15 protein-coding genes are annotated in these 21,676 nt (G+C 76.8%); 3 read left to right on the forward strand and 12 right to left on the reverse strand.

Annotated elements, in window-relative coordinates; translation table 11 throughout:
* Positions 1 to 36: 36 nt before the first annotated feature.
* Both fxsT and ACN20G_RS30325 read right to left on the reverse strand, forming a co-directional pair.
* Entirely contained in the window at positions 37 to 3,798 is a 3,762-nt protein-coding gene (gene fxsT, locus ACN20G_RS30320; protein WP_424216435.1) for an FxSxx-COOH system tetratricopeptide repeat protein, read from the reverse strand.
* 52 nt (positions 3,799 to 3,850) lie between these two features.
* Positions 3,851 to 4,066, reverse strand: a complete 216-nt coding sequence (locus tag ACN20G_RS30325) for a hypothetical protein (RefSeq protein ID WP_424216436.1) — start codon at positions 4,064 to 4,066, stop codon at positions 3,851 to 3,853.
* A gap of 135 nt (positions 4,067 to 4,201) precedes the next feature.
* Between ACN20G_RS30325 and ACN20G_RS30330 the strand changes: the two genes are divergently transcribed.
* Complete coding sequence (locus ACN20G_RS30330) at positions 4,202 to 5,344, forward strand: amidase family protein (protein WP_424216437.1); 1,143 nt, start codon at positions 4,202 to 4,204, stop codon at positions 5,342 to 5,344.
* Between the two features lie 4 nt (positions 5,345 to 5,348).
* Entirely contained in the window at positions 5,349 to 6,035 is a 687-nt protein-coding gene (locus ACN20G_RS30335) for a maleylpyruvate isomerase family mycothiol-dependent enzyme (RefSeq protein ID WP_424216438.1), read from the forward strand.
* A gap of 195 nt (positions 6,036 to 6,230) precedes the next feature.
* On the opposite strand, the gene ACN20G_RS30340 is transcribed toward ACN20G_RS30335, so the two are convergent.
* The 10 genes from ACN20G_RS30340 to ACN20G_RS30385 all read right to left on the reverse strand — a co-directional run bounded on the left by ACN20G_RS30340 (position 6,231) and on the right by ACN20G_RS30385 (position 20,057).
* Positions 6,231 to 7,886: an FAD-dependent monooxygenase gene (locus ACN20G_RS30340; protein WP_424216439.1), complete on the reverse strand. Its 1,656-nt coding sequence runs from the start codon at positions 7,884 to 7,886 to the stop codon at positions 6,231 to 6,233.
* Between the two features lie 36 nt (positions 7,887 to 7,922).
* Positions 7,923 to 8,699, reverse strand: coding sequence for an SAM-dependent methyltransferase (locus ACN20G_RS30345; protein WP_424217390.1), 777 nt, complete (start codon positions 8,697 to 8,699; stop codon positions 7,923 to 7,925).
* 152 nt (positions 8,700 to 8,851) lie between these two features.
* Entirely contained in the window at positions 8,852 to 9,460 is a 609-nt protein-coding gene (locus ACN20G_RS30350) for a dTDP-4-dehydrorhamnose 3,5-epimerase family protein (RefSeq protein WP_424216440.1), read from the reverse strand.
* A 51-nt stretch (positions 9,461 to 9,511) separates the two neighbouring features.
* Positions 9,512 to 10,621: a DegT/DnrJ/EryC1/StrS family aminotransferase gene (locus ACN20G_RS30355; RefSeq protein WP_424216441.1), complete on the reverse strand. Its 1,110-nt coding sequence runs from the start codon at positions 10,619 to 10,621 to the stop codon at positions 9,512 to 9,514.
* A gap of 28 nt (positions 10,622 to 10,649) precedes the next feature.
* Positions 10,650 to 11,636 carry an NAD-dependent epimerase/dehydratase family protein gene (locus tag ACN20G_RS30360; protein ID WP_424216442.1) on the reverse strand — a complete coding sequence of 329 codons (987 nt, stop codon included), beginning with the start codon at positions 11,634 to 11,636 and terminating at the stop codon, positions 10,650 to 10,652.
* A complete protein-coding gene (locus tag ACN20G_RS30365) occupies positions 11,633 to 13,090 on the reverse strand; it encodes an NDP-hexose 2,3-dehydratase family protein (protein WP_424216443.1) in 1,458 nt (485 codons plus the stop codon). The genes ACN20G_RS30360 and ACN20G_RS30365 overlap by 4 nt, the downstream gene beginning before the upstream one ends.
* 48 nt (positions 13,091 to 13,138) lie before the next feature.
* Complete coding sequence (locus tag ACN20G_RS30370) at positions 13,139 to 13,978, reverse strand: class I SAM-dependent methyltransferase (RefSeq protein ID WP_424216444.1); 840 nt, start codon at positions 13,976 to 13,978, stop codon at positions 13,139 to 13,141.
* The gene (locus tag ACN20G_RS30375) at positions 13,975 to 15,252 is read right to left on the reverse strand and encodes a cytochrome P450 (RefSeq protein WP_424216445.1); all 1,278 of its coding nucleotides are present in this window, start codon (positions 15,250 to 15,252) and stop codon (positions 13,975 to 13,977) included. The genes ACN20G_RS30370 and ACN20G_RS30375 overlap by 4 nt, the downstream gene beginning before the upstream one ends.
* Positions 15,253 to 15,270: 18 nt before the next feature.
* Positions 15,271 to 18,549: a ferritin-like domain-containing protein gene (locus ACN20G_RS30380; RefSeq protein WP_424216446.1), complete on the reverse strand. Its 3,279-nt coding sequence runs from the start codon at positions 18,547 to 18,549 to the stop codon at positions 15,271 to 15,273.
* Positions 18,546 to 20,057, reverse strand: coding sequence for a flavin monoamine oxidase family protein (locus tag ACN20G_RS30385; protein ID WP_424216447.1), 1,512 nt, complete (start codon positions 20,055 to 20,057; stop codon positions 18,546 to 18,548). Before ACN20G_RS30385 ends, ACN20G_RS30380 begins: the two co-directional genes overlap by 4 nt.
* 260 nt (positions 20,058 to 20,317) lie before the next feature.
* Between ACN20G_RS30385 and ACN20G_RS30390 the strand changes: the two genes are divergently transcribed.
* Positions 20,318 to 21,628 carry a glycosyltransferase gene (locus ACN20G_RS30390; protein WP_424216448.1) on the forward strand — a complete coding sequence of 437 codons (1,311 nt, stop codon included), beginning with the start codon at positions 20,318 to 20,320 and terminating at the stop codon, positions 21,626 to 21,628.
* Positions 21,629 to 21,676 lie beyond the last annotated feature (48 nt).

The following is a 21,676-nucleotide window of genomic DNA, read 5'->3' on the forward strand; positions in this document are numbered from 1 at the left end:
GACACGGGACCGGGGACGGGGCGGCGGCGGGCGCGGTCACAGCTCCAGGTCGATGTCGAAGCCGCCCGGCGGTGCCGTCCGGTTCGGGTCGGTGTGGTTGAGTCGGGCCAGGTGGGCGCGGATCCGGCGGCCGTTGGGGCGGTGGGCGACGCCGAGGTCGTCGAGGCGGGTGAGGGCGCCCTCGGCGAGGGTGACGGCCTCGTCGGTGCGGCCGAGGGCGGCGAGGGTCGCGGCGAGGGAGTTCTCGGCCGCCGCGACCCAGGGGTGGGCCAGGCCGAGGGCGAGGGCGAGCCGGTCCAGGGCGGTGCGGCCGGCCTCGCGCGCCCCGTCGAGTTCGCCGAGCGCCCGCAGGTAGACCCCGTGCCGCACGTCGTTGAGGGCGGTGAAGGGGTGGGCGGTGCCGAAGCGTTCGGCGAGGACGTCCCCGCTGCGGCGGGCCTGCCGTTCGGCCTCGTCGGCCTTGCCCAGGGCGTGCAGGTCGGCGGCGAGACTGAACCGGCAGCGCAGGGTCTCGTACCGGTCGGGGCCGAAGCGGTCGGTGTAGGCGGCCAGGGCGCGGCGGTCGCGTTCCAGGGCCATCTCGAAGCCGTAGCGGGGGTCGCGGGCGGTGAACTGGGAGTCGGCGACGCGGCGTTCACAGATCGCGAGGCCGACCTCCGTCCACAGTCGGCGGCCGTCCCAGCCGTCGCCGATCCGGCGCAGGCGTTGCCGCAGCAGGTCGCGGGCCTCGCCGGAGCGGCCGGTGGAGCGGTAGAGGAAGGCGAGGAGGTCGGCGTGTTCCCAGGCGGCCGGGTCGTCCTCGCCGCCGATGTCCTGCCGGTGCCGGAACACCTCGTGGACGCGGGCGAGTCCGGCGGCGACGCGGCCGGTCAGCGCCTCGGTGAGGGCGAGGTTGTGGGTGATCTGCACGGTGGCCGGGTGGTGTCGGCCGAGCAGCAGGTCCAGGCCCTCGGCGGCGGGCCGGATCTGGGCCAGGGCCTCGTCGAAACGGCCCAGGGCGCGCAGGCTCGCGGCGTGCGAGTCGGCGGAGAGCAGGGTGCGGGGGTGGGCCAGGCCCAGGGTGCGGCGGTGGCCGCGCAGGGCCTCGCGGGCGTAGCGGTGGGCGCGGGCGTAGGAGCCGCCCAGGCGGTGGGCGCGGGCCACGAGGTTGAGCAGCCGCAGGTATTCGGGCGAGGGGTCCTCGGCCTCGCGGGTGGGGGCCCAGGCGCGGCGGGCGTGGTCGGCGATGTCGAGGAGCCGGGCGAGGTCGGTGGCCTCGGCGCGCGCGGACAGGGAGTTGAGGTGGCGCAGGAGGGCGCGGCGGACCCGGGGGCGGGGGTCCTCCCACATGCGCAGTCCGTGCACCTCGCGGGCCCAGTCGGCGGGCAGGTCCTCGTCACGGGAGTGGTAGTCGGCGAGGACCCCGCGCAGCACGGTCTCGGCGCGGGCGCGGGCGGCGGGGTCGGTGTCGGCGCGGATGGCGTCGCGGACGGCGTGGTGTTGGGCGGGCGGGGTGCCCCGGGCGAAGTCCACGTCGAGGAGGCCGACGCGGGCCAGGGACCACAGGGCGACGGAGACCATGTGCTCGTCGGGCAGCCGGATCTCGTCGGGGTGCCGGCCGGCGCCGGGGTCGGTCTCGGGGCCGGGGGCGGCGGAGTCGTCGCGGGCGAGTTCGGAGAGGATCCCGCGGTGGCGCAGCAGGTCCAGGCCGGCGCCGCGGCCGGTGAGGAGGGCGGCGGCGTCGGCGAGTCGGCGCAGGGCGTGGTTGCCGGAGGTCTCGGTGCGCCACGCCTCGCCGCCGGGGGTGGTCTCGGCGATGCGGCGGGCCACGCGCACCATGACGGGGACGGGGGCGGCGGTGCCGCGTTCGGCGAGGAGGTCGATCTTGGCGGCGCGGTGTTCGGCGAGGAGGTCGGCGACGGCGGTGTGCAGGGCGGCGTCCGCGTCGTGGTGGTCGTCGCGGCGGTGGGCGGCGGCGCGTTCGGCGAGGCAGTGGGCGGCGAGGTGGAGGGCGAGGGGCACGAAGTCGAGGGTGTGGCCGACCCGGCGGGACTGGTCGACGGTGAGTTCGGGGACGTGGTCGGTGAGCAGGGCCCGGCATTCGTCGGCGGTCAGCGGGGGCATCACCCGGCGCACGGGGGCCCCGGGCTCGGGCGCGGGGTCCGGGTTCGGGTGCGCGGCGGGGGTGTCGGGCGGGTCGACGCGGGTGGTCACCAGGACGTGCCGGTGCGGTCCCGGCGCGGGCATCAGCCCCCGCGGGCCCTGCGCGTCGGGCGCCCCGTCGTACACGAGGAGCCAGCGGGCGGGCGGCCCCTCGGGCGGGGCGAGCAGGGCCCGCACCGCGGCCGGCACGGGCTGTTCGGCGTCCGGGACGGGGCGCTCGGGCCGGGCCGGGTCGAAGGGGCCCGGGTCGAGGGGGGCGGCGGGCGGGGCGGTGACGCCGAGCCGGTCGGCGAGGTCGGCGAGGTCGCGGACGGCGCGCCGCCGGTCCCAGGCCCGGATCCACCACACGACCTCGTAGCCGGGGCCGAAGCGGTGGCACAGGTCGCGGGCGGTCTCGCTCTTGCCCCAGCCGCTGGGCCCGTGGAGCACCAGCGGCGCCCCGGTCTCGGCGGCCGTGCCGAGGGCCTCGGCCAGGTCGATGACGAGCCCGTCGCGGTCCACCAGGCCGCCGGCGCGGGGGCGCAGGTTGGCGCGGTCGGGCAGTCGGGGGAAGGGGGCGGCGTGCGGGCGGGCGGGCACCGGGGTCGGGTCCAGGCCCAGGCCCGCGCACAGCAGCCGCAGGGCCTCGGGTTCGGAGGCGCCGCGCAGGTCCACGCGTTCGTGGTGGGCGGCGGCGTCGTCGGGGAAGGGCTCGTCGACGAGGACGATCCGCACGTCGGCGTGCGAGAGCGCTCCCAGCGCGGCCCGAAGCCCCTCGTCGGTGTCGCCGGGCGAGAGGAACAGCAGGGCGGTGCCGGGTTCGGGGGGCGCGCCGGCGTGGGTGTCGGCGCGGCGCAGTTCGGTGGGGACGCCCTTGTCGGCGAGCCGGTCGCGCAGCCACGCGGCCCACGGCGCGTGCCGCCCCGAGTGCACGACCACGGCGTCGGTGATGCGGCGCCGGTCGGCGGCCCGCAGCAGGTCGGCGAGCCGGTCGTAGGAGGGCCGCAGTCCGGCGAGGCTCCCGGCGTCCTCGGTCTCCACGGCCAGGGCGCGGGCGTCGAGGTAGAGCGGGTTGTAGGGGATCTCCAGGTAGGGCAGTTCGCGTTCGCCGCGCGCCTGGGCCAGGGGGGCGAACTTGCGGCGGACCCGTTCGCGGCCGACCCGGAGCCGGTCGCGGACCCCGATGTCGCTCTTGAGGCCCACGGTCAACAGGCGGACGGGCCCGCGCCGCAGGTCCTGGGCCCGGCGTCCGGAGAGGTCCTCGGCGAGGGCGGCGGCCCCGTCGATGGACCAGGCGGTGAGGGCGAAGCACACCACGAGCACGTCGGCGGCGGAGAGCAGCGGGGCGATCTCGGGCGAGCCGACGGCCTGCGGGACGGGGGCCTCCACGAGCACGTGGTCGTAGTGGGCCACGATCGGGTCCCGGGTGAGGGCGCTCGCCTGGGCCACGGACCGGGCCAGCACCACGACCCGCCCGGCCCGGGGTTCGGGCACCGGCCCGGTGTGCGCCCCCGGCACCTCCCCGCCCCGCCCGTCCACGAGGAGGACGCTGCGGTTGCCCTCGGCGAGGATGTCCGCCGTGTTGCGCAGGGTGGTGCTCAGGCCCAGGTTCTCGGCGGTGGTCGCGAACACGGCGAAGGAGGAACCGGGCAGGCGGGGGACGGGGCTCGGGGTCATGGCCGCTCCGCTCGACGGGACGGGGTGGTCGGGGCGTGCGCGGTCGCGGGGGTCACAGGCTCTCGGCGTGCCCCGTCACGAAGGGGTCCGGGTCCGGATCCTGCCCGCGCACCCGGCGCAGCAGGCCCGCGAGCACGGACCCGGGCGGGGCGTCGACCTCCCGGAGGGCGGGGTCGGCGAGGTCCGCCAGGGTGTCCCCCGGCCCGGGGGGACCGGCCGGCGCGCCCGCCGTCCCGGACCGGCGTCGCGCACCCCCGTACTCCGCCATGGCCCCCCGCTCCCCCGCTGTTCGGCACCGCTCCAGCGTACTGCCCCGACTCCCTTCGCGGCAGACGGCGTTGGACGGGAACGGGGGGTACGGGGTACGGGTGTTCCTTCGTCATGGCGACAAGGAGGGTGCCCGGTGGCGGACGTGTGGGAGGACGAGGGGCTCGGGGCCGTGGCCACGGCCCGCCTGGTGCGGGCCGGCCGGGTGTCGGCCGTGGAGCGGGTCGCGGCGGCGCTGGAGCGGGCCCGACGCGCGGACGGGCTGCGGGCCTTCACCGAGCTGTGGCCCGAACGGGCCCTGGCGCTCGCGGCGGAGGTCGACGCGCGGGTCGCCGCCGGGGAGCGCCCGCCGTTGGCCGGGGTGCCGATCGCGGTCAAGGCGAGCGAGGGCCTCGGCTCCCTCCAGAGCCGGCGGCTGACGGCGGCCGGCTGCGTGCCGATCGGCGCGAGCTCCGTCCCGGCCCCCGGCGCCGGCCCGCGGACCCACGGGGTCACCGATCGCGGCCCCACCCTCAACCCCTTCGACCCCGCGCGCTCGCCCGGCGGGTCCTCGGCCGGGTCGGCCGTCGCCGTGGCCGCCGGCGTGGTGCCCCTGGCCACGGGCTCCGACGGGGCCGGCTCCACCCGGATCCCGGCCGCCTGGTGCGGGGTGTCGGGCCTCAAACCGGGCAACGGTCTGCTGCCGGGCCGGGACCGGGCGGGGCTCAACGTGCCGGGGTCGTTGGCCCGCCGCGCCGAGGACCTCGCGGCGTGGCTGGAGGCGATGACCGGCCGGCCGTGGCCCGTGCGGGCGCCGGCCGGCCGGCTCCGGGTGGCCTGGTCCCCGGACCTCGGGTACGCCGACACCGACCCCGCGGTCGCGGCCACGGCGGCGACCGCCCTCGACGCACTCGCCGGGACGCTGCGCCGCGTCGAGCTCCCCGTCCGCCTGCTGGACCCGGCCGATGCCTGGACGGCGCTGCGCGGGCGGGCCGCGCCGGGCCCGGGGCCGGCGCGGCTCATCGCGGAGAACGACCGACGCCTCGCCGCGCTCTTCGACCGCGTCGACCTGCTCTCGACCCCGACCACCCCCAACCCGCCGCACGGGCACGAGGGCCCGGGCACCGCCATGAGCGTCGCCCTGACCTGGGCCTTCAACCTCTCGGGGCATCCCGCGATCAGCCTGCCCGCCGGCTTCACCCCGACCGGCGCCCCCGTCGGCCTCCAACTCGTCGCCCGGCCCGGCGCCGAAGCGCTCCTCCTCTCCGTCGCCGCACACCACGAGACGACACTAGGGTGACGGCATGGATCACCTGGACGCACTGCGACGTGAACTGGCCTCGTTCGGGGCCACCTTGGACGGAGACCCGGCCGCACCCGTCGCGCACTGCGGGGACTGGACGCTGACGGACCTGGCCGTGCACGTGGGCACGGGCAACCTGTGGGTGGCCACGGCCGTCCGCGAGGGACACGGCCGTGACCACGACGAATCCGCCGCGCCCCGCGACCCCGCCGCGCTGCGGGCCTGGTACGAGCACTCGGCGGACGCCCTGCTCACCGCCCTGTCCGCGGCCCCCGACACCCCCGCCTGGACCTTCACCCCGCCCCACACGGTGGGTTTCTGGCGCCGCCGGCGCGCCCAGGAGACCCTGGTGCACCGGTGGGACGCCGAGCACGCCCTCGGCCGGCGCACCCCCGTCGACTCGGCGCTCGCCGCCGACGGGGTGGCCGAGGTGCTCGACGTCCTGGCCCCCCTGATGGTCGCCCGGGGCGCCGCCCCCGCGCCGGAACGGGCCGTGCGGATCACCGCGGTCGACGCCGCACGCTCCTGGACCCACGGGCCGGGGGACCCGGTCGCGGAGCTCTCGGGAACCGCCGAGGACCTGCTGCTGACGCTCTGGGGCCGGCTGCCCCGCGACACCCCCTCCCTGAGCTGGACCGGCGACCGGGCGGCCGGACTCGCCGCCCTGGCCGGGCCGCTGGTGCCCTAGGCCGTCTCTTCCGGATCTTGCCTGACCCGCGCCGCCTGGCACCGCACCTCGCCGCGTTGTCGGGAACACCCACGTACCCCAGTACGAGGGCGCCCCTCCGCCTTGCGATGCACGGCACCAGACGACGCGGGCTTAACCGGCAAGATCCAAAAGAGACGACCTAGGCCGCGCGAGAACCACGCCCCGGGACTCGGGTCAGCCCGCCCCGCGCACGGTGTCGGCCAGGGTCCCGGGGGTGGTGGGGAGGTGGTCCCCGCGCCAGGCCACGTGGCCGTCGGGGCGGACCAGCACCCAGGCGCGTTCGTAGAGCTTCGCCACCGCCGGGTCGCCGCCCGCGCGGACCCTCAGCGGGACCCCGCGCGCCGCGAAGGCCCGTCGCAGGTCCGCGAGCCGGTCGGGTTCGGCGTCCGGGGCGCCGAGGGCCAGCAGCGCGAAGCCCTCGCCGAAGAGGTCCAGCACGGACACCGACCGGTCCGGGTCCCACCAGGCGTGCCCGGCCCGGTACCCGGGTTCGGAGCCGGGCCGCCAGTCCTCGTCCGGCGGGCCCTCGCGGACCGGCACCTCGGGGTCCTCCACGATCAGCGGGGAGCGGTAGCGGAGCCCGAAGTGGATGTGCGGGGCGTCGAATTCACGCCAGGCACCGCTCGCGGCGAGGCGCCGGCCGGTCTCGGCGCGGGCCCGGTCGCCCTCGGGCCCGTCCTCGTGCAGGGCGGCCGGCAGGGTGCGGCCGGTGGTGCGGCGCAGGTTGGCGTGCGCCTCCTCCAGACTGGCCACCGCGATCGGGCGCCGTTCGGTGTCGTAGGCGTCGAGGAGGCCGGGACCGGCCCAGCCCGCGAGGGTCGCGGCCAGTTTCCAGCCGAGGTCGGCGGCGTCGCCGATGCCGGTGTTGAGGCCGAAGCCGCCCGAGGGCGAGAGGGTGTGGGCGGCGTCCCCGGCGAGCAGGATCCGGCCCTCGCGGTAGCGGTCGGCGACCCGGTGGGTGAGGTGCCATTCGCCGTCGCCGAGGAGTTCGACGGGGGTGTCGACGGCGAGCGCGGAGCGGATCAGGGTCAGGGCGTCGGGCAGGGCCGCGCGGCCGGCGCCGGTGCCGTCGTCCACGCCGACCACCAGGTTGTACAACTCCTTCCCGTCCAGGGCCCGCAGCGGGAACCTCAGGAGCTCGGAGAGCATCAGGAAGTGCACGAGGGCGGCCCGGTCCCCGAGCCGTTCCCGCAGCTCGGGGGCGCGGAAGAGGATGTTGCGGAAGACCCGCGGCCGGTGCCGGGCCGGGGCCCCGATGCCGCAGGCGGCGCGGATCGGGGAGCCGGCCCCGTCGCAGGCCACGAGGTAACGGGCGCGCAGGGTGCGGACGGTGCCGGTCGCGTGGTCGGTGAGGCGGGCGGTGACCCCGCCCTCGGGCCCGGGGTCCTGGCCGACGGCGTCCACGGTGGTCCGCAGCCGCAGCGGCCCGTCGGGGTGGACGCCGACGGCGCGGGTGAGGACGGGGTTGAGCCAGTGGGCCGGGCACATCTGGTCGGGTTCGGGGGTGTGGGCGAAGGCCGGGCGGCTCGCGGCCGTGCCCCGGCGGTGGCGGTACAGCTCGTGGCCGCCGACCCGGGTCACCCAGGCCACGTCCAGGGGGTGGTCTGCGGGCCAGCCGGCGGCCCGGACGGCGTCGGCGACGCCCCAGCGGCGGAAGTGTTCCATGGAACGCGGGCCGATCGTGCTGACCTTGGGGTGGCGGACGGTGCCGTCGCCGGCGTCGGCGACGACGCACGGGACCCCCCGCCGGCCGAGGTCCAGGGCCAGGGCCATGCCGACCGGGCCGCCGCCCACGATCAGTACGTCGGTCCGCTCCTCGGGACCCGTCATCTCGTCGTCCTGCCTCTCTCGTCGTGTCGCGGGGGGTCAGGGGCGTTCGGCGACGGCGAGCAGGGAGCCGAAGGTGTCCACGCCGAGCAGGTCGGAGGGCTTGAAGCCCTCGTCGGCCGCGTCCTCGAACGCGAAGTTCCCCTCGTTCATGGCCGGCGGCCGGGCCTCGGCGCTCTCCGAGCGGACCAGTTCCTCGGCCAGCCGCAGGGTGGTCTGTTCGGTGACGTCGAGCAGGGCCCGCACGCGCAGTCCGGAGCGGTGGAAGAGGGCGGCGTAGTCGTCGATGTCGGCGGTGGTGGACATCAGGTCGCGGCAGAAGCGGTCGATGCCGGGGTGTCGGACGGCCGCCAGGGGGCGGCGTTCGAAGATGTCGGTGAGGACGATCCGGCCGCCGGGCCGCAGCACCCGGGCCGCCTCGGTCAGCACCTGCCCCCGGTCCGGCATGTGGCACATGGACTCCAGTGCCATCACGGCGTCGAAGGAGGCGTCCTCGAAGGGGAGTTTCATGGCGTCGGCGTGCCGGAACACGGCCCGGTCGGCGAGGCCGGCGTCGGCGGCGAGACGGTTCGCGGTGCGGATCTGCTCCTCGCTGACGCTGATGCCGGTGACCCTGGCGCCGGCCCGTTCCACCAGCCGCAGCCCGGGGCCGCCGACCCCGCAGCCGAGGTCGAGGACGTGGGCGCCGGGGTCCACCCGCAGCCATTCGATGAACACGTCGGTGAGCCGGTCCATGGCCTCCTCGACGGTGGCGCGGGAGTCCGGCCCGTCCCAGTAGCCGATGTGCACGTTGGTGTTGAAGGTGCCGTCGCGCATCGCGTTGCGGGTGAGCCGGTCGTAGAGCTCGCCGACGGCCTGGGGCACGGGGAGGGTCTGCGGGGAGTCGTTCACGAGGGGTCCTTTCGAGGACGGGCGTGGTGCGGGCGGGGCGGTGCGGGCGGGGCGGTGCGGACGGGGGCGGGGCGGGCTCAGGCGCCGTGGTCCAGGGCGCGTTGCAGTTCCAGGCAGCGCTCGTACGCGGGCAGCAGCCCGCGCGCGGCGGCCTCGGCGAGGGTGGGGGCGACGGCGTCGCGCTCCGAGAGCAGCGGTTCCCGGTCGGTGGGCAGGGGCAGGCCGAGGGCCGGGTCCAGGGCGGCCAGGGCCAGTTCGTGCTCCGGCACGTAACTCCCGGACAGCAGGTAGGACATGACGGTGTCCTCCTCCAGGGCGACGAAGGCGTGCCCCACCCCCACCGGCAGGAAGCTCGCCCGGTGCGCGTCCTGGTCCATCCGGACCACGTCCCAGCGGCCGAAGGTGGGCGAGCCGACCCGGATGTCGACCACGAGGTCCAGGGCGCTGCCCCGGGCGCAGTACACGTACTTGGCGGTGCCGGGTGGGGTCAGCGTGTAGTGCACCCCGCGCACCACGCCCCGGCGCGAGACGCTGTGGTTGGACTGGGCCACGCGGAACAGGGGCGCTCCGTGGGCCTTGACGAAGGGCTCCTCCTGGTAGGGGGAGAGGAAGCGGCCGCGGTCGTCGGGGAAGACGCGGGGGGTGAATTCGAGGGCTCCCTCGACGGCGAGTTCACGTGCGTGCACGGTGGCTCCGTTGGTTCGGCGGGCGGTGGACGGGCAGGGTGACGGGCGGGTTCACAGGTCCGCGAGGACCTTGCGCAGGGCCTCCACGACCCGGTCCTGGCGGTCGGGCTCCAGCGACGGGTACATGGGCAGGGAGAAGATCTCCCCGGCGAGGGCCTCGGTGACGGGCAGCGAGCCGGGGCCGTACCCGAGGTGCGCGAAGCCGGTCATGGTGTGCACCGGCCACGGGTAGCTGACGTTGAGGTGGATGTCCTGGTCGGCGAGGCGCCGCAGGATCTCCTCGCGCCGGGGGTGGCGGACCACGTACACGTAGTACGCGTGCTCGTTGCCGGGGGTGGTGGCCGGCAGCCGCAGTCCGGTGTCGGCCAGGCCCTCCTCGTAGCGGCGGGCCACGGCGCGCCGGCCCGCGAGGTAGCCGTCGAGGCGGCGGAGCTTGCGGCGCAGGATCTCGGCCTGCACCTCGTCGAGCCGGCTGTTGTGGGCGGGGGTCTCCAGGGTGAAGTACCGCTCCTCCATGCCGTAATAGCGCAGGCGGCGCAGCCGGCGGGCGGTGTCCTCGTCGTCGGTGAGGACGGCGCCGCCGTCGCCGTAGGCGCCGAGCACCTTGGTCGGGTAGAAGGAGAACGCGGCGGCGTCCCCGACGGAGCCCGCGATCCGGCCGTCGCGGCGGGCGCCGTGGGCCTGCGCGCAGTCCTCCACGACGGCCAGGCCGTGTCGGTCGGCGAGTTCGGTGACGGGGTCGAGGTCCACGCACTGGCCGTACAGGTGCACGGGCAGCAGGCAGCGGGTGCGGTCGGTGACGGCGCCGGCGAGCAGGTCGGTGTCCATGAGGAAGTCCTCCTCGCGGACGTCCACGAACACGGGGGTGGCGCCGACGGCGTCGATGGCGACGACGGTGGGCGCGGCCGTGTTGGAGACGGTGATCACCTCGTCTCCGGGGCCGATGCCGAGGGCGCGCAGGGCGAGGGCGATGGCGTTGGTCCCGTTGTCGACGCCGACGCCGTGCCCGACACCGTGGTAGGCGGCGAACTCGGCCTCGAAACCGCTGACGCTCTCGCCGAGGACGAGCCGCCCGGAGGCGAACACGGTGGCGACGGCGTCGAGGAGGTCCTCCTTCTCGTTCTCGTACTCGGCGAGGTAGTCCCATACGCGGGTGGGCATGGCCGACGGTCCTTTCATCGGGGACGGTTCAACGGGGGCGGGCGAGGCCGGCGACGGTGCGCCGGACGGCCTCGGGCAGCGGGATCCGGGGCCGCCAGCCGGTGGCGGCGCGGAAGGCGGCGGAATCGATCGTCACGCTGCGGAAGTCGGTGACGGGCGCGTGCGCCGGCGGGGGCACGGAGGTCACGGCGACGGGGGCGCGGCCGGTCTCCTCGGCGGCGGCGCGGGCCACGAGGCGGAACACCTCGCCGAGGGCGTCGCCGCGCCCGGCGCCGATCATCCAGTGCCCGCCGATCAGGGGTTCGGGGTGGTCGAGGGCGGCGGTGAACGCGGCGGCCACGTCGCGGACGTGCACGAGGTCGCGGCGGACGGTGCCGTCGTGCCACATCGTGATCGGTTCGCCGGCCAGGGCGCGGCGGGCCATGGCGGAGACCACGCCCCGGTCGGCGGCGCCGGGGTGCGCGCCCTCGCCGAAGACGGTGGGCAGGCGCAGGCTGACGCCCCGGATCCGGCCGGCGGCGGTGGCGGCCTTCAGGAGGGTCTCGGCGGTGGTCTTCTGCCGGTCGTAGGCGGTTTCGGGGCGGTCGGGTTCGGTGCCGTCGAGGGGTTCGCGGGGCGGGACGCCGACCTGGGAGGCGGCGCCGGCCCAGATCAGCAGCGGGGGCGGGCCGCCGGCGGGGCCGGGCGCGAGGAGGTCGACGAGGTCGCGGAGCACGCCGACGTTGACGCGTTCGGCGCCGGGGTCGGTCTCGGCGGCCCGCCAGCCGCCGTCGGCGAGCAGCAGGTGCAGGACGGCGTGGGAGCCGGCGACGGCCTCGGCGAGGGCGGCGCGGTCGGTGAGGTCGGCGTTGACGGTGGTGAGTTCGGCGGGGCCGGGGACGGGCGGGGCGGGCCGGCGGGAGACGGCGCGCAGCCGCACGGGTCGGGCGGCCAGCGCGCGGAGCACGGCGGAGCCGACGAAGCCGGAGGCGCCGAGCACGGTGATCAGCGGCGGGGGCGGTGCGGGGGCGCTCACGTGGGTTCTCCCGGGAGGGTGCGGGCGGCCATGGCGTTGAGGCAGGCGAGCAGGGTGCGGGCCTCGACGTTGAGGTAGTGGCCGTGGCGGGTGAGGGCGCGCAGTTGGGCGGGGGTGGCCCAGGCGTAGCCGGGCGGCGGGTCGAGGGCGGCGGCGGGGGTGCCGGCGGCGTCGACGACGAGGTAGCGGCTGCGGGCGTGGTGGAAGCGTCCGCCCTCCTCGGAGTGGACGGCCTGGTAGCGGATCCGGGCGGGCGGGGCGTCGAGGACGGTGTCGAGGAAGGGGGGTCGGTCGGCGGCCGGCAGGTGGGCGTGGTTGACGGGGTCGCACTGGACGGTGGGGGCGAGTTCGACGGTGTCGAGGAAGCCGCCTTCGGCGCGGGCCTGCACCAGGACGTGTTCGACGCCGTCGATCCGGCGGGTGAGGAAGGCGGTGACGCCGAGGCCGACGGGTTCGACGAGGGGCTGGTCCCAGGTGCGGACCTCGCGGCTGCCGGCGCGGACGGAGACGGCGATGACCCGGAAGTAGCGGTGGTCCTCGTGTTCGATGGCGTCGGGGCCGCGCCGCCAGCCGCGCACCGAGGCGAGGGGGACGCGTTCGGCGCGCACGTCGCGGTGGGCGCGCAGGCCGGTGAACCAGGAGCGCAGGGCGGTGTCGGAGTGCAGGGCGAGCGGGGTGGTGTCGGCGTAGGGCACGCAGGACAGGACGGTGCGGGCGTTCATGTTGACGGTCTCGTCCTCGTGGAGGAGGTCGGCGAGCTGGCCGAGGGTGAGCCAGCGGAAGTCCTCGTCGAAGGGGGGTGCCGTGTCCGTCTCGACGATCATGTTGCGGTTGGACTTGTGGTGGAACCACGAGCCCTGTTCGGACTGGAGGACGTCCACGAGGACCCGGTCGGGGTGGGGGTCGACGAACTGGTCCACGAGCTGGACGCGGGAGCCGCGGTGGGCGCGGGTCCAGTTGCTGCGGGTGGCCTGGACGGTGGGCGAGAGCTGGAGCAGTCCGGGGTTGCCGGGTTCCATCTTGGCCTGCATGAGGAAGTGCAGGACCCCGTCGATCTCCCGGGCGAGGATGCCGAGGATGCCGACCTCGGGTTGTCGGATGACGGGTTGTTGCCAGTCGCGGCGGGGGCCGTCGCCGAGGGGGCCGTCGTGTTCGACCACGTGCAGGCCCTCGACGGTGAAGAACCGGCCGCTGTGGTGCAGGAGGTTGCCGGTGGCCGGGTCGGTGTGCCATTGGCGCAGGTCGGCGAGGGGGACGCGGTCGACGCGGAAGGCGTGGGCGGCGCGCCGGTGGGCGAGCCAGGCGTGGACCTCGCGGGTGTCGAGGTGGGCGCCGGCGCGGGTGGCGGCCGAGCGGGCGAGGCGGGCGGCGAGCGCGGGGTCGGCGCGGGGGCGCAGGGAGCGGCGCCGGGTGCCGGACGGGCCGGCGAGCGGGGCGGCGAGGCGGGAGGGCATCGGGGGCTCCCTGTCGGTGGGTGTTCGGGACGGGGTCGGGGGTGCGGGTCAGGGTCGGCGTGCGGTGACGAGCACGTAGCCGGCGTCCGGGTGCCGGCCGAAGCGGGCCATCAGGTCTGCGGCGGCGGTGATGCGGGCGGCGGCGGGCGCGGGCAGGGCGCCGGCCAGGCCCCGGAACGCCTCGGCGGCGTGCCCGAAGCTGGGGCGGATCCGGTCGCCGACCTCGCTGAGCTCCTCGATCTCCCAGCCGGTCTCGGTCAGGTGTCGGCGGTGTTCGGCGAGGGTGTTGACGCGGGCGATCTCGTACACCTCCAGGAGTCCGTCGAGGAGGGCCTCGTCGGGTCCGCGGAAGGGGCGCAGCAGGCACAGGTCGGCGATGACGAGCCGGCCGGCGGGGCGGACCACGCGGGCGAGTTCGGTCAGGGCGAGGCGTTGGTCGGGCATGTGGAGGAGGGATTCGATGGCGAGGGCGTCGTCGAAGGAGGCGTCGGCGAAGGGCAGGCGCATGGCGTCGGCGTGCCGGAACTCCAGGCGGTCGCGGGCCGGGGAGCCGGCGGCCTCGTGGCCGGCGCGTTCGAGTTGGTCGTGGCCGACGGTGATGCCGGTGACGTGGGCGCCCCGGGTCTCGGCGATGCGGACGGCGGGCAGGCCGTTGCCGCAGCCCACGTCGAGGAGGGTGCGGCCGGGGTGGGTGTGGAGGCGGTCGGCGACGAGGTCGGTGAGCCGGTCGGTGGCCTCGGGCAGCGGCACCTCGGGGTGCTCGGGGTCCCACCAGCCGACGTGGATGTTCCCGCCGAGGACGGTGGTGGCGCCGGCGTCGGCGAAGAGGTCGTAGGCGGCGCCGACCGCGTCGGGGTCGGTGGGGTGGGTGTGTTCGGGGCGGCTCATGCGGGCCCTCCGGGTCCGAGGGTCAGGTGGCTGGGTCCGTGGAAGACCAGGTCGGGGGCCCAGGTGACGCGGCGTACGGGGCGGTCGGCGGCCAGGGGGCCGGTGAGCAGGGCGCGCAGCCCGAGCTCGGCCTCGGCGCGGGCCAGGCCGGCGCCGAGGCAGTAGTGGACGCCGAGGCCGAAGGCGAGGGTGCGGTCGGGGGCGCGGTCGAGGTCGAGCCGGTCGGGGTCGGGCCGGTGCGCGGGGTCGCGGCCGGCGGAGCCCAGGAGGGCCACGACGCGGCTGCCGCGCGGGACCTCGTGCCCGTCGAGGTGGGTGTCGGCGCCGGCCCAGCGGGTGACGGCCTGTACGGGTGGGTCGAAGCGGAGCAGTTCCTCGACGGCGCGGGGGAGGTCGTGGGCGCCGGCGCGGAGCGCGGCCAGGGTCTCGGGGCGGCGCGAGAGGGTCAGGACGGCCTTGGCGAGGAAGTTGGCGGTGGTCTCGTGGCCGGCGGTGAGCAGGTGCACGCAGGTGCCGACCACGGCCGCGTCGGGCAGGTCGGCGCCCCGGGCGCGGGCCCGCAGCAGCAGCCCGAGCAGGTCCCCCGGCGCGGCCCCGGCCCCGTCCCCACCCCTTGCCTCGGTCTCGCGGCGGGTGATCTCGGCGGTGAAATGGGCGGTGAGGGCGCGGGCGGCGGCCTCGGCCCGCCGGTGCCGGCCGGGGCGTCGGGGCCGGGTGGTGCCGGCCTCCTGGAGGGTAACGGAGTGGGCGCGCAGCAGGTGGTGGTCGGCGCGTGGCAGGCCGAGGAGTTCGGCGATCACGAGCACGGGCAGCGGGGCGGCGTACCCGGCGACGAGGTCGAACTCGGTTCGCCGCGCGAGCGGTTCGAGGAGGTCGTGGGCGATCTCGGCGATCCGGGGCCGCAGGGCGGTGACGACGCCGGGGGTGAACTCGCCGGCGAGGTGGGAGCGCAGGGCGGTGTGCCGGGGCGGGTCGAGGAAGACCAGCCAGTTCTCCACCACCGCGCGCAGGGCCCGGTGTTCGGCGGGTATCGGCCCGGTGGGGCGGCCGGTCGGGGTGTCGGGGCGGTTGCGCAGGAACGCGCGGTCGGTGAGGGCGGCCGTGACGGCGGCGTGGCCGAAGGCGTAGTGGGTGTCGGGTTCGTCGGGGGCGAGGCCGGGGCTGACGTGCACGGGGGCGAGGTCGCGGTAGCGCCGGTAGATCGGGTAGGGGTCGGCGAGGTCGCGTTCGGCCCAGCCGGTGAGCTCGAACCGCGGCAGGGTCACGGGGGGCACGGACCGGTCCTTTCGGTGTCAGGGGCGGAAGTGGTCGGCCCAGAAGGCGCTCATCGCGCCCACCCGGTCGGGCACCAGGGGGTTCTTGGCGCACGCGGCGGCCAGGTGGTCCAGGCGGCGGGTCAGGGCCCGGCGGGCCACGTCGGGGCGGGCGATGGGCGCGGGCTGTTCGGCGAGTTCGAAGGAGGGCCCGGCGGTGGTGCCGCGGCGCCCGGAGGGCAGGGTGACGAGGACCTCGGCCAGCGGGCGCATGAGTCCGGTCATCATGTCGATGGCGGCGTTCATGAGGTCGGAGCGGCGCAGGCTCGCGTCCGGGCGTTCGCCGAAGTGCTGGGCCATGAGCTGGAGGGCCAGGAAGTGGGCCTGGTCGAAGAGTTCCATGACGGCCCGGGCCTCGGGGTCGGTGACCGTCTCCAGGGCGGGTTCGCCGGTGCGCAGGGTGGGGTTGCGGAGCACGGGGTGGGCGGGGCTCCAGCGTGGGCCGCCGGGGCGGGCGGGGTCGGTGGCGGGGGCGTGCAGGAGTTCGGCGAGCCGCAGGAACACGGCGTGGTGGGACTCCTCCGCCGGATCCCCGCCGGCCGGGTCGAGGACCCCGCCCTCGCCCTGTTCGGCGATCACGTCGATGGCGAACAGGGCGCTCGACAGGTCGTCCACCTCCAACTGGTAGTCGGGGTGGCGGGCGTTGATGGAGCGGCGCAGGAACAGGTGGTGTTCGCCGCCGCCGCGCCCGCGGTCCACGAGGAAGAGGTCGGGGACGCGGCGCAGCCCGTCGCGGATCTCGGCGTACAGCTCGCCGAGGGAGCCGTAGGGGTGCCGGTCGTCGCGCGGGAGGTCGGCGGCGGGGCGGGGTCCGCGCCACACGTCGTCGGCGAGGTCGGCGGGGGCCTCGATCCGCACGAAGCGGTCGACGCTGCCGGGTCCGAGCCCTTCGAGGGCGAAGCCGAGGGGGACGGGCAGTTCGTGGTCGAGGCGGGCGAAGTCGAGGCGGGGGACGTGGAAGGGCTCGCCGAGGGCGGTGATGACGTTGTTGACGAGGAGGAAGTGGAGCATCTCCTCGCGGGCCACGCCCAGCAGGGTGGCGCGGATGCCCCCGTCGCGGGTCTCGCCGCCGTCCCCGCAGGCCAGCCGGAGCTGTTCGGGGGTCCACCGCCCGGAGCGCACGTACTCCAGGCCGGTGCCGTGGGTGGGCACGGACCAGGCCGCGTACAGGTACTGGGCCATGACGGCCAGTTCGAGGGTCGCGGCCCGCCGCAGCAGGCCCAGCAGCGCCTCCCGGGTGGTGACGGTGCCGGCGGGCCGGCGGGGCGCGGTGACGGGGGCCCGGCGCGGGACCTCGGCGGGGCGGCCCACGGCGCGCAGGAAGTGCAGCAGGAGCCGGGCCCGGGGCGCGGACAGGTCGCGGGTGGGCGGCATGTACCAGGTCATGGCCTTGTTGCGGGGGTCGCACATCTGCCGGACGAGGGCGGCGTAGGTCTCGACCTTGCAGCGGTCCTCCAGGGCGAAGACCTCGGCCCGCATGAAGGAGAACAGGTGCTCGTACCAGGCGAGGACCTCGCGCCACACGAGGTCGAAGTCCACGTCCCCGGGGTCGACGGCGCGCAGCCGCCGGTCGTCGGGGAGGATCCGCACGGCGAGCCGGGCGGTGTGCGCGCCGGAGTCCGGCGTGTCGGCGGGTCCGTGCGGGAGGGCGGCGGAGCCGGGGGCGTGCGGGTCGGGCGCGGTGTGGTGCGCGCCGGGCGGGGTGAGCAGCAGGCTCGTGGTGCCGGGGCGGGCCCCGCGCACGCGGAACGCGCCGTGCCCGTCGGCGTCGGTGTCCACGCGCAGGGATCCCGACCAGGGCCCGTCGCCGTCGGGGCTTGGGGGCGGGGCCGTGCGCACGATCTCCAGGTCGGCGGCGCGGGCCCGGGGGGCGCGGGCGACGGGGTCGCGGGGCAGGGCGCGGGGGTTGGCGTACTGGCGGACGAGGACGCCGCGCACGGGGGCGGGCCGGCCGCGCACGAGGGTGCTGATGCGGACCTCGGCCTCCTCGTCGGCGGGGTCGTCGGTGTTGCCGGGGTGTTCCAGGATCAGGCAGGGGTCCTCGACCCGGATGTCGATCTCGCGTTCGATCAGGACCGGGCGGGGGCCGGCGGGGGTGCGGGCGAGCAGGCGCAGGGCGGTGTCCCCGGCGTCGGGGGTGTCGGCGGCGCCGGGGATCCGGTCCACGACGAGCAGTCCCCCGGTCCGGTCGCGGTCGGTGTCGGCGAGGGCGCCGGCCGGGATCCGGGCCAGCAGCCGGTCCCCGGGGACGGTGCGCAGTTCGAGCTCGTGCGGGCCGGCCCCGGGGTCCTCGGGGCGGGTGGTGATCGCGTCGAGGGTGACGTGCCGGTCGGTGACGGCGAGGGTCAGCGGGTGCGGGCCGGTGGCTCCGCCGCGGTGCGGGGCGGGCACGAGGGGCCGGCCGGCGGGGTGGGTGCGGCACTCCCCGGCCCGCCGGGGGGCGACGGTGCCCAGCAGGCGGCGGCGCAGCGGTTCGTCGGGGCCCTCGGGGGGTTCGGGGTCCAGGAGCGCGAAGCGGACGACGAGCCCGTCGAAGCCCTCGGTCTCGGCGGCGGCGCGCAGCGCGGCGAGGGCCGGGGAGTCCCCGGGGTCGGCGTACCAGGTCAGGTCGGGGCCGGGGATCGTGAACTGGTGCACCACGGCACGCGGTACGGGCCGGTGGGTCGGGGTGCCGACCGGCGGGTCCCCGGCGCCGGGCGGGCGGGGGTCGAAGAGGTGCCGGTGGGGTGGTTGGAAGCCGGTGACCTCGCCCGCGAGGAGTTGTCCGGTGTCGTGGGAGCGGCCGGCGCGGCCGAGGCCGAAGCGGCCCACCATGAGGGTGGTGGTGCGGTCGGAGGCCGGGTCGAGGTCGAAGACGCGGGCGCGGTTGACGGTGGTGCCGAGGTACTCGTTGTAGTGGCCCCAGAAGTCCGCGGCCCGCCCGATCACGGGGTCGGTGGTGTCGAGTTCCCCGGGGGTCCGTTCCACGCCGACGAGGCGGGCGTCCACCCGGAAGTGCCCGTTGCCGCCGAACGCGGGGCCCTGCCCCGGGCCGAAGGCCCCGTCCGGGTCGGGCCGGCCGTGCGCGTCGTGGCGGGGGCCGAGGGTGTCGAGGTGGGCGTGGTGTTCGGCGGCGGGCCGGTGCGGGGGCACGGGCCGGCCGTCGGCGGTGAGGGCGGTGTGGGTCGCGAGGTCGGCGAGGCCGTTGCGGGGGCCGGTGGGCAGGTGGGTGAGGGCGAGGCCGGCGAAGTGCAGGCGGGGCAGGTCGAAGAGGCTCACGCGGCCCCGCCCGTCCGGCCGGCGCGGGCGGCGGCGAAGACCCGGCCGGCGCGCGGCTCGTACCACTCGATCTCGTGGGCCACGTCGATGGCGGACTCGATGGCGCCCTCGATCCAGGCGGGGGTGGTCGAGCAGTGTTCGCCGGCGAAGAACAGGCCCTTCTGGGGGCGGGCGGCCTCGCGGCGTTCGGCCTCGCGCAGTCCGGCGTCCTGTTCCCAGCGGATCGTGGCGGCCCCCCGGGACCAGCGGTGTTCGCCCCAGGCCAGGCCGGCCGTGCCCAGCACCATGCCGGGTTCGCGCAGCCGGGGGTGGAGGGCGGACAGTTCGCGCAGCACCAGCGCGGTGCGGGCGGTCTCGGTCAGCCGGCCGAGTTCCTCGGCGTCGGGGCCGATGGTGTAGCTGGCCAGGAGGACGGCGCCGAGTTCGGGATCGCCCTCGGCGGGCGGGTAGTAGGTCTGGCGCACGTGCCCGCCGGTGAAGGAGGCGCCGCCGCCGATGCCGTCCTTCTCCCAGAACGGCTCCCGGCAGTGCAGGGCGATCTTGGTGGCGGGCCAGTAGCGGGTGCCGTGCACGATGTCGAGCTTGTCGCGGTCGAAGCCGGCCAGGCGCATCCCGCGCAGCACCGTGAAGGGGACGGTGCACACCACGTACCGGCTGCGGTGCAGCGCGGTGCGGGCCCCGTGCCGCACGGTGAGCAGCACCTCGTCCTCGCGCACGTCGATGCCGGTGACCTCGCGGCCGGTGTGGATCGGGCCGCGGATCCGGGCGGCCAGCCGGCGCGGCAGGTGGTCCATGCCCTCGCGCAGCCGCACGATGGTGGACCCGGTCTCGTCGAGCACGTCGTCGAGGAAGCGTTCGAGGCGGCCGGGGCCGGCGGCGCGGACCCGCGGGTGGTCGGCGAAGAAGGCGTGCAGGTCCATCCGCCGCAGCTCGGGGCCGCGCCGGTAGGGCGTGAGGTCGATCCCGTCGATCAGCGACAGCAGCCGCCGCTCCCCCACGTCGTCGCGCTGCCCCTCGTAGAAGGCGCGCGGGGCGATGGCCCGGATCGAGGCGTCCAGCCAGGCCCCGAACAGCAGGGTGTCGGGGCGGTGCGCGCCGGGGTCGGGGAGTTTGGCGGCGTACTCGGCGACGAGGGTGTCGTGGGCCTCGCGGACCCGCAGGTGCCCGGTGTCGGTGGTGAGGTAGGCGGCGTCGTCGGAGAACAGGGTGCGGAACTCGCGCACGTGGTCCTGGAGTCCGAGTTCGGCCGTGTAGTGCAGGGTGAGGCGGTGGCCGGCGGGTATCCGCATCGCGCCAAGCTCCGCGAAGGGCCCGTTGGCGCCGGCGAAGCGGTGGGTGCGGACGCGACCGCCGAGGGTGTGCGCGGCCTCCAGGACCTCCACCCGGTGCCCGAGCCGTTCCAGTTCGTAGGCGGCCACCAGCCCGGCCATGCCCGCGCCCAGCACGGTGACCCGCTTGGGCGCGCCGGCGCCCTCGCGCCCGTCGATCTCCTGCCAGGGTGCCGTCACGGGTTCTCCTCGGGTGTCTGGGACGCGGGCCGCCGGGTGTCTCGCCCGTCGGCCATCGTGCTGGGGCGACGGGCGCCCCCACATCCCTCGTCGGCGCCCCCGACGCGGGGGTTCGGGGGCGGTGCGCGGGGCGGGACGGGTGGCCGAGGGGGTGTCATCCCGCGCGAACGCGTGGGTTTCGACGGCGGCGGGTCCCGGGCGGGGCCGGCGGGGCGATGCTGCCGTGTGTGCGAGCCGGCCGAACGTGACGGAGGAGACCCGTGGCACGAGTGTTGATCGCGACCACCCCGGCGCCCGGGCACGTGGCGGGGGTGTCGGAGGTGTCGCGCGCCCTGACCGCCCGGGGCCACGAGGTGCGCTGGTACACCGGCCGGTACTTCCGGGAGCGGGTGGAGGGGACCGGGGCCCGGTTCCTGCCGATGGCCCCGGAGCTGGACTTCGGCGGCCGGAGCCGGGAGGAGGCCCACCCCGAGCACGCCGGGCTGCGCGGTCTGGCCAGCTTCAAGGTCGGGATCCGGGACATCTTCTACCGGCCGGCGCCCCGTCAGATGCGGGAACTGCTCGGCGTGTTGGAGGAGTTCCCGGCGGACTGCGTGCTCGCCGACGACATGTGTTACGGCGCCTGCCTGGCCGCCGAGCGCGCCGCGCTGCCGATCGCCTGGGTCAACAACTCGATCTACATCCTGGGCAGTCGGGACACCCCGCCGCTCGGCCGGGGCCTGTCCCCGGGCACCTCGCGGGCCGGTCGGGCCCGGGACGCCTGGCTGCGGCTGCTCGGCGACCGGGTGCTGCTGCGGGACCTGGCCGTCGAGGCCGACCGGGTGCGGGCCTCGGTCGGCCTGCCCCGGCTGCGCGGCCCGGCCATGGAGCACATCGCCCGCCGCCCCGACCTGTACCTGATGGGCACGGTGCCCGCGTTCGAGTTCCCGCGCCGCGACCCGCACCCGGGCACGCACTTCGTCGGCGGACTGTTCGCCCCGCCCGCCCCCGAGTTCGAACCACCCGCGTGGTGGCCGGAGTTGACGGAGGGCCGGCCGGTGGTGTTGCTGACCCAGGGCACCACCGCCAACGACGTGGCCCGGATGCTGGAGCCGGCCGTCCGGGCCCTGGCCGGGCTCGACGTGCTGGTGGTCCTCACCACCGGCGGGGACCTGGACGTGGACCGGCTGCGCCCGCTGCCCGCGAACGTGCGCATGGAACGCTTCGTGCCCTACCCGCACCTGCTGCCGCACGTGGACCTGATGGTCACCAACGGCGGCTACAACGGCGTCAACGCGGCCCTGGCCCACGGGGTGCCGCTGGTGGTGGTCCCGGGCACCGAGGAGAACCCGGACGTGGCCGCCCGCGTCGCCCACGCCGGCGTCGGCGTGGTCCTCCCCGACCGGGCCCTGACCCCGGCCGCCGTGCGCGCCGCCGTCACCCGTGTGCTGCGCGGGCCGCGCTACGCGGAGCGGGCCCGGGAGCTGGCCCGCGCCCATCGGGCGGGCGATCCCGCGCGGCGCGCCGCCGAACTCGTCGAATCCCTGGCCGGCGCCGCCGGCCGCGTCCCCGATCAAGGAGCCCACCGGTGAACCCCACCCGGCCCACCCCGCCCCCCGCCGCCCCCGGCTGCCCCGTGC

It is taken from the genome of Streptomyces dryopteridis (genome assembly GCF_049606955.1).
GTDB lineage: Bacteria > Actinomycetota > Actinomycetes > Streptomycetales > Streptomycetaceae > Streptomyces.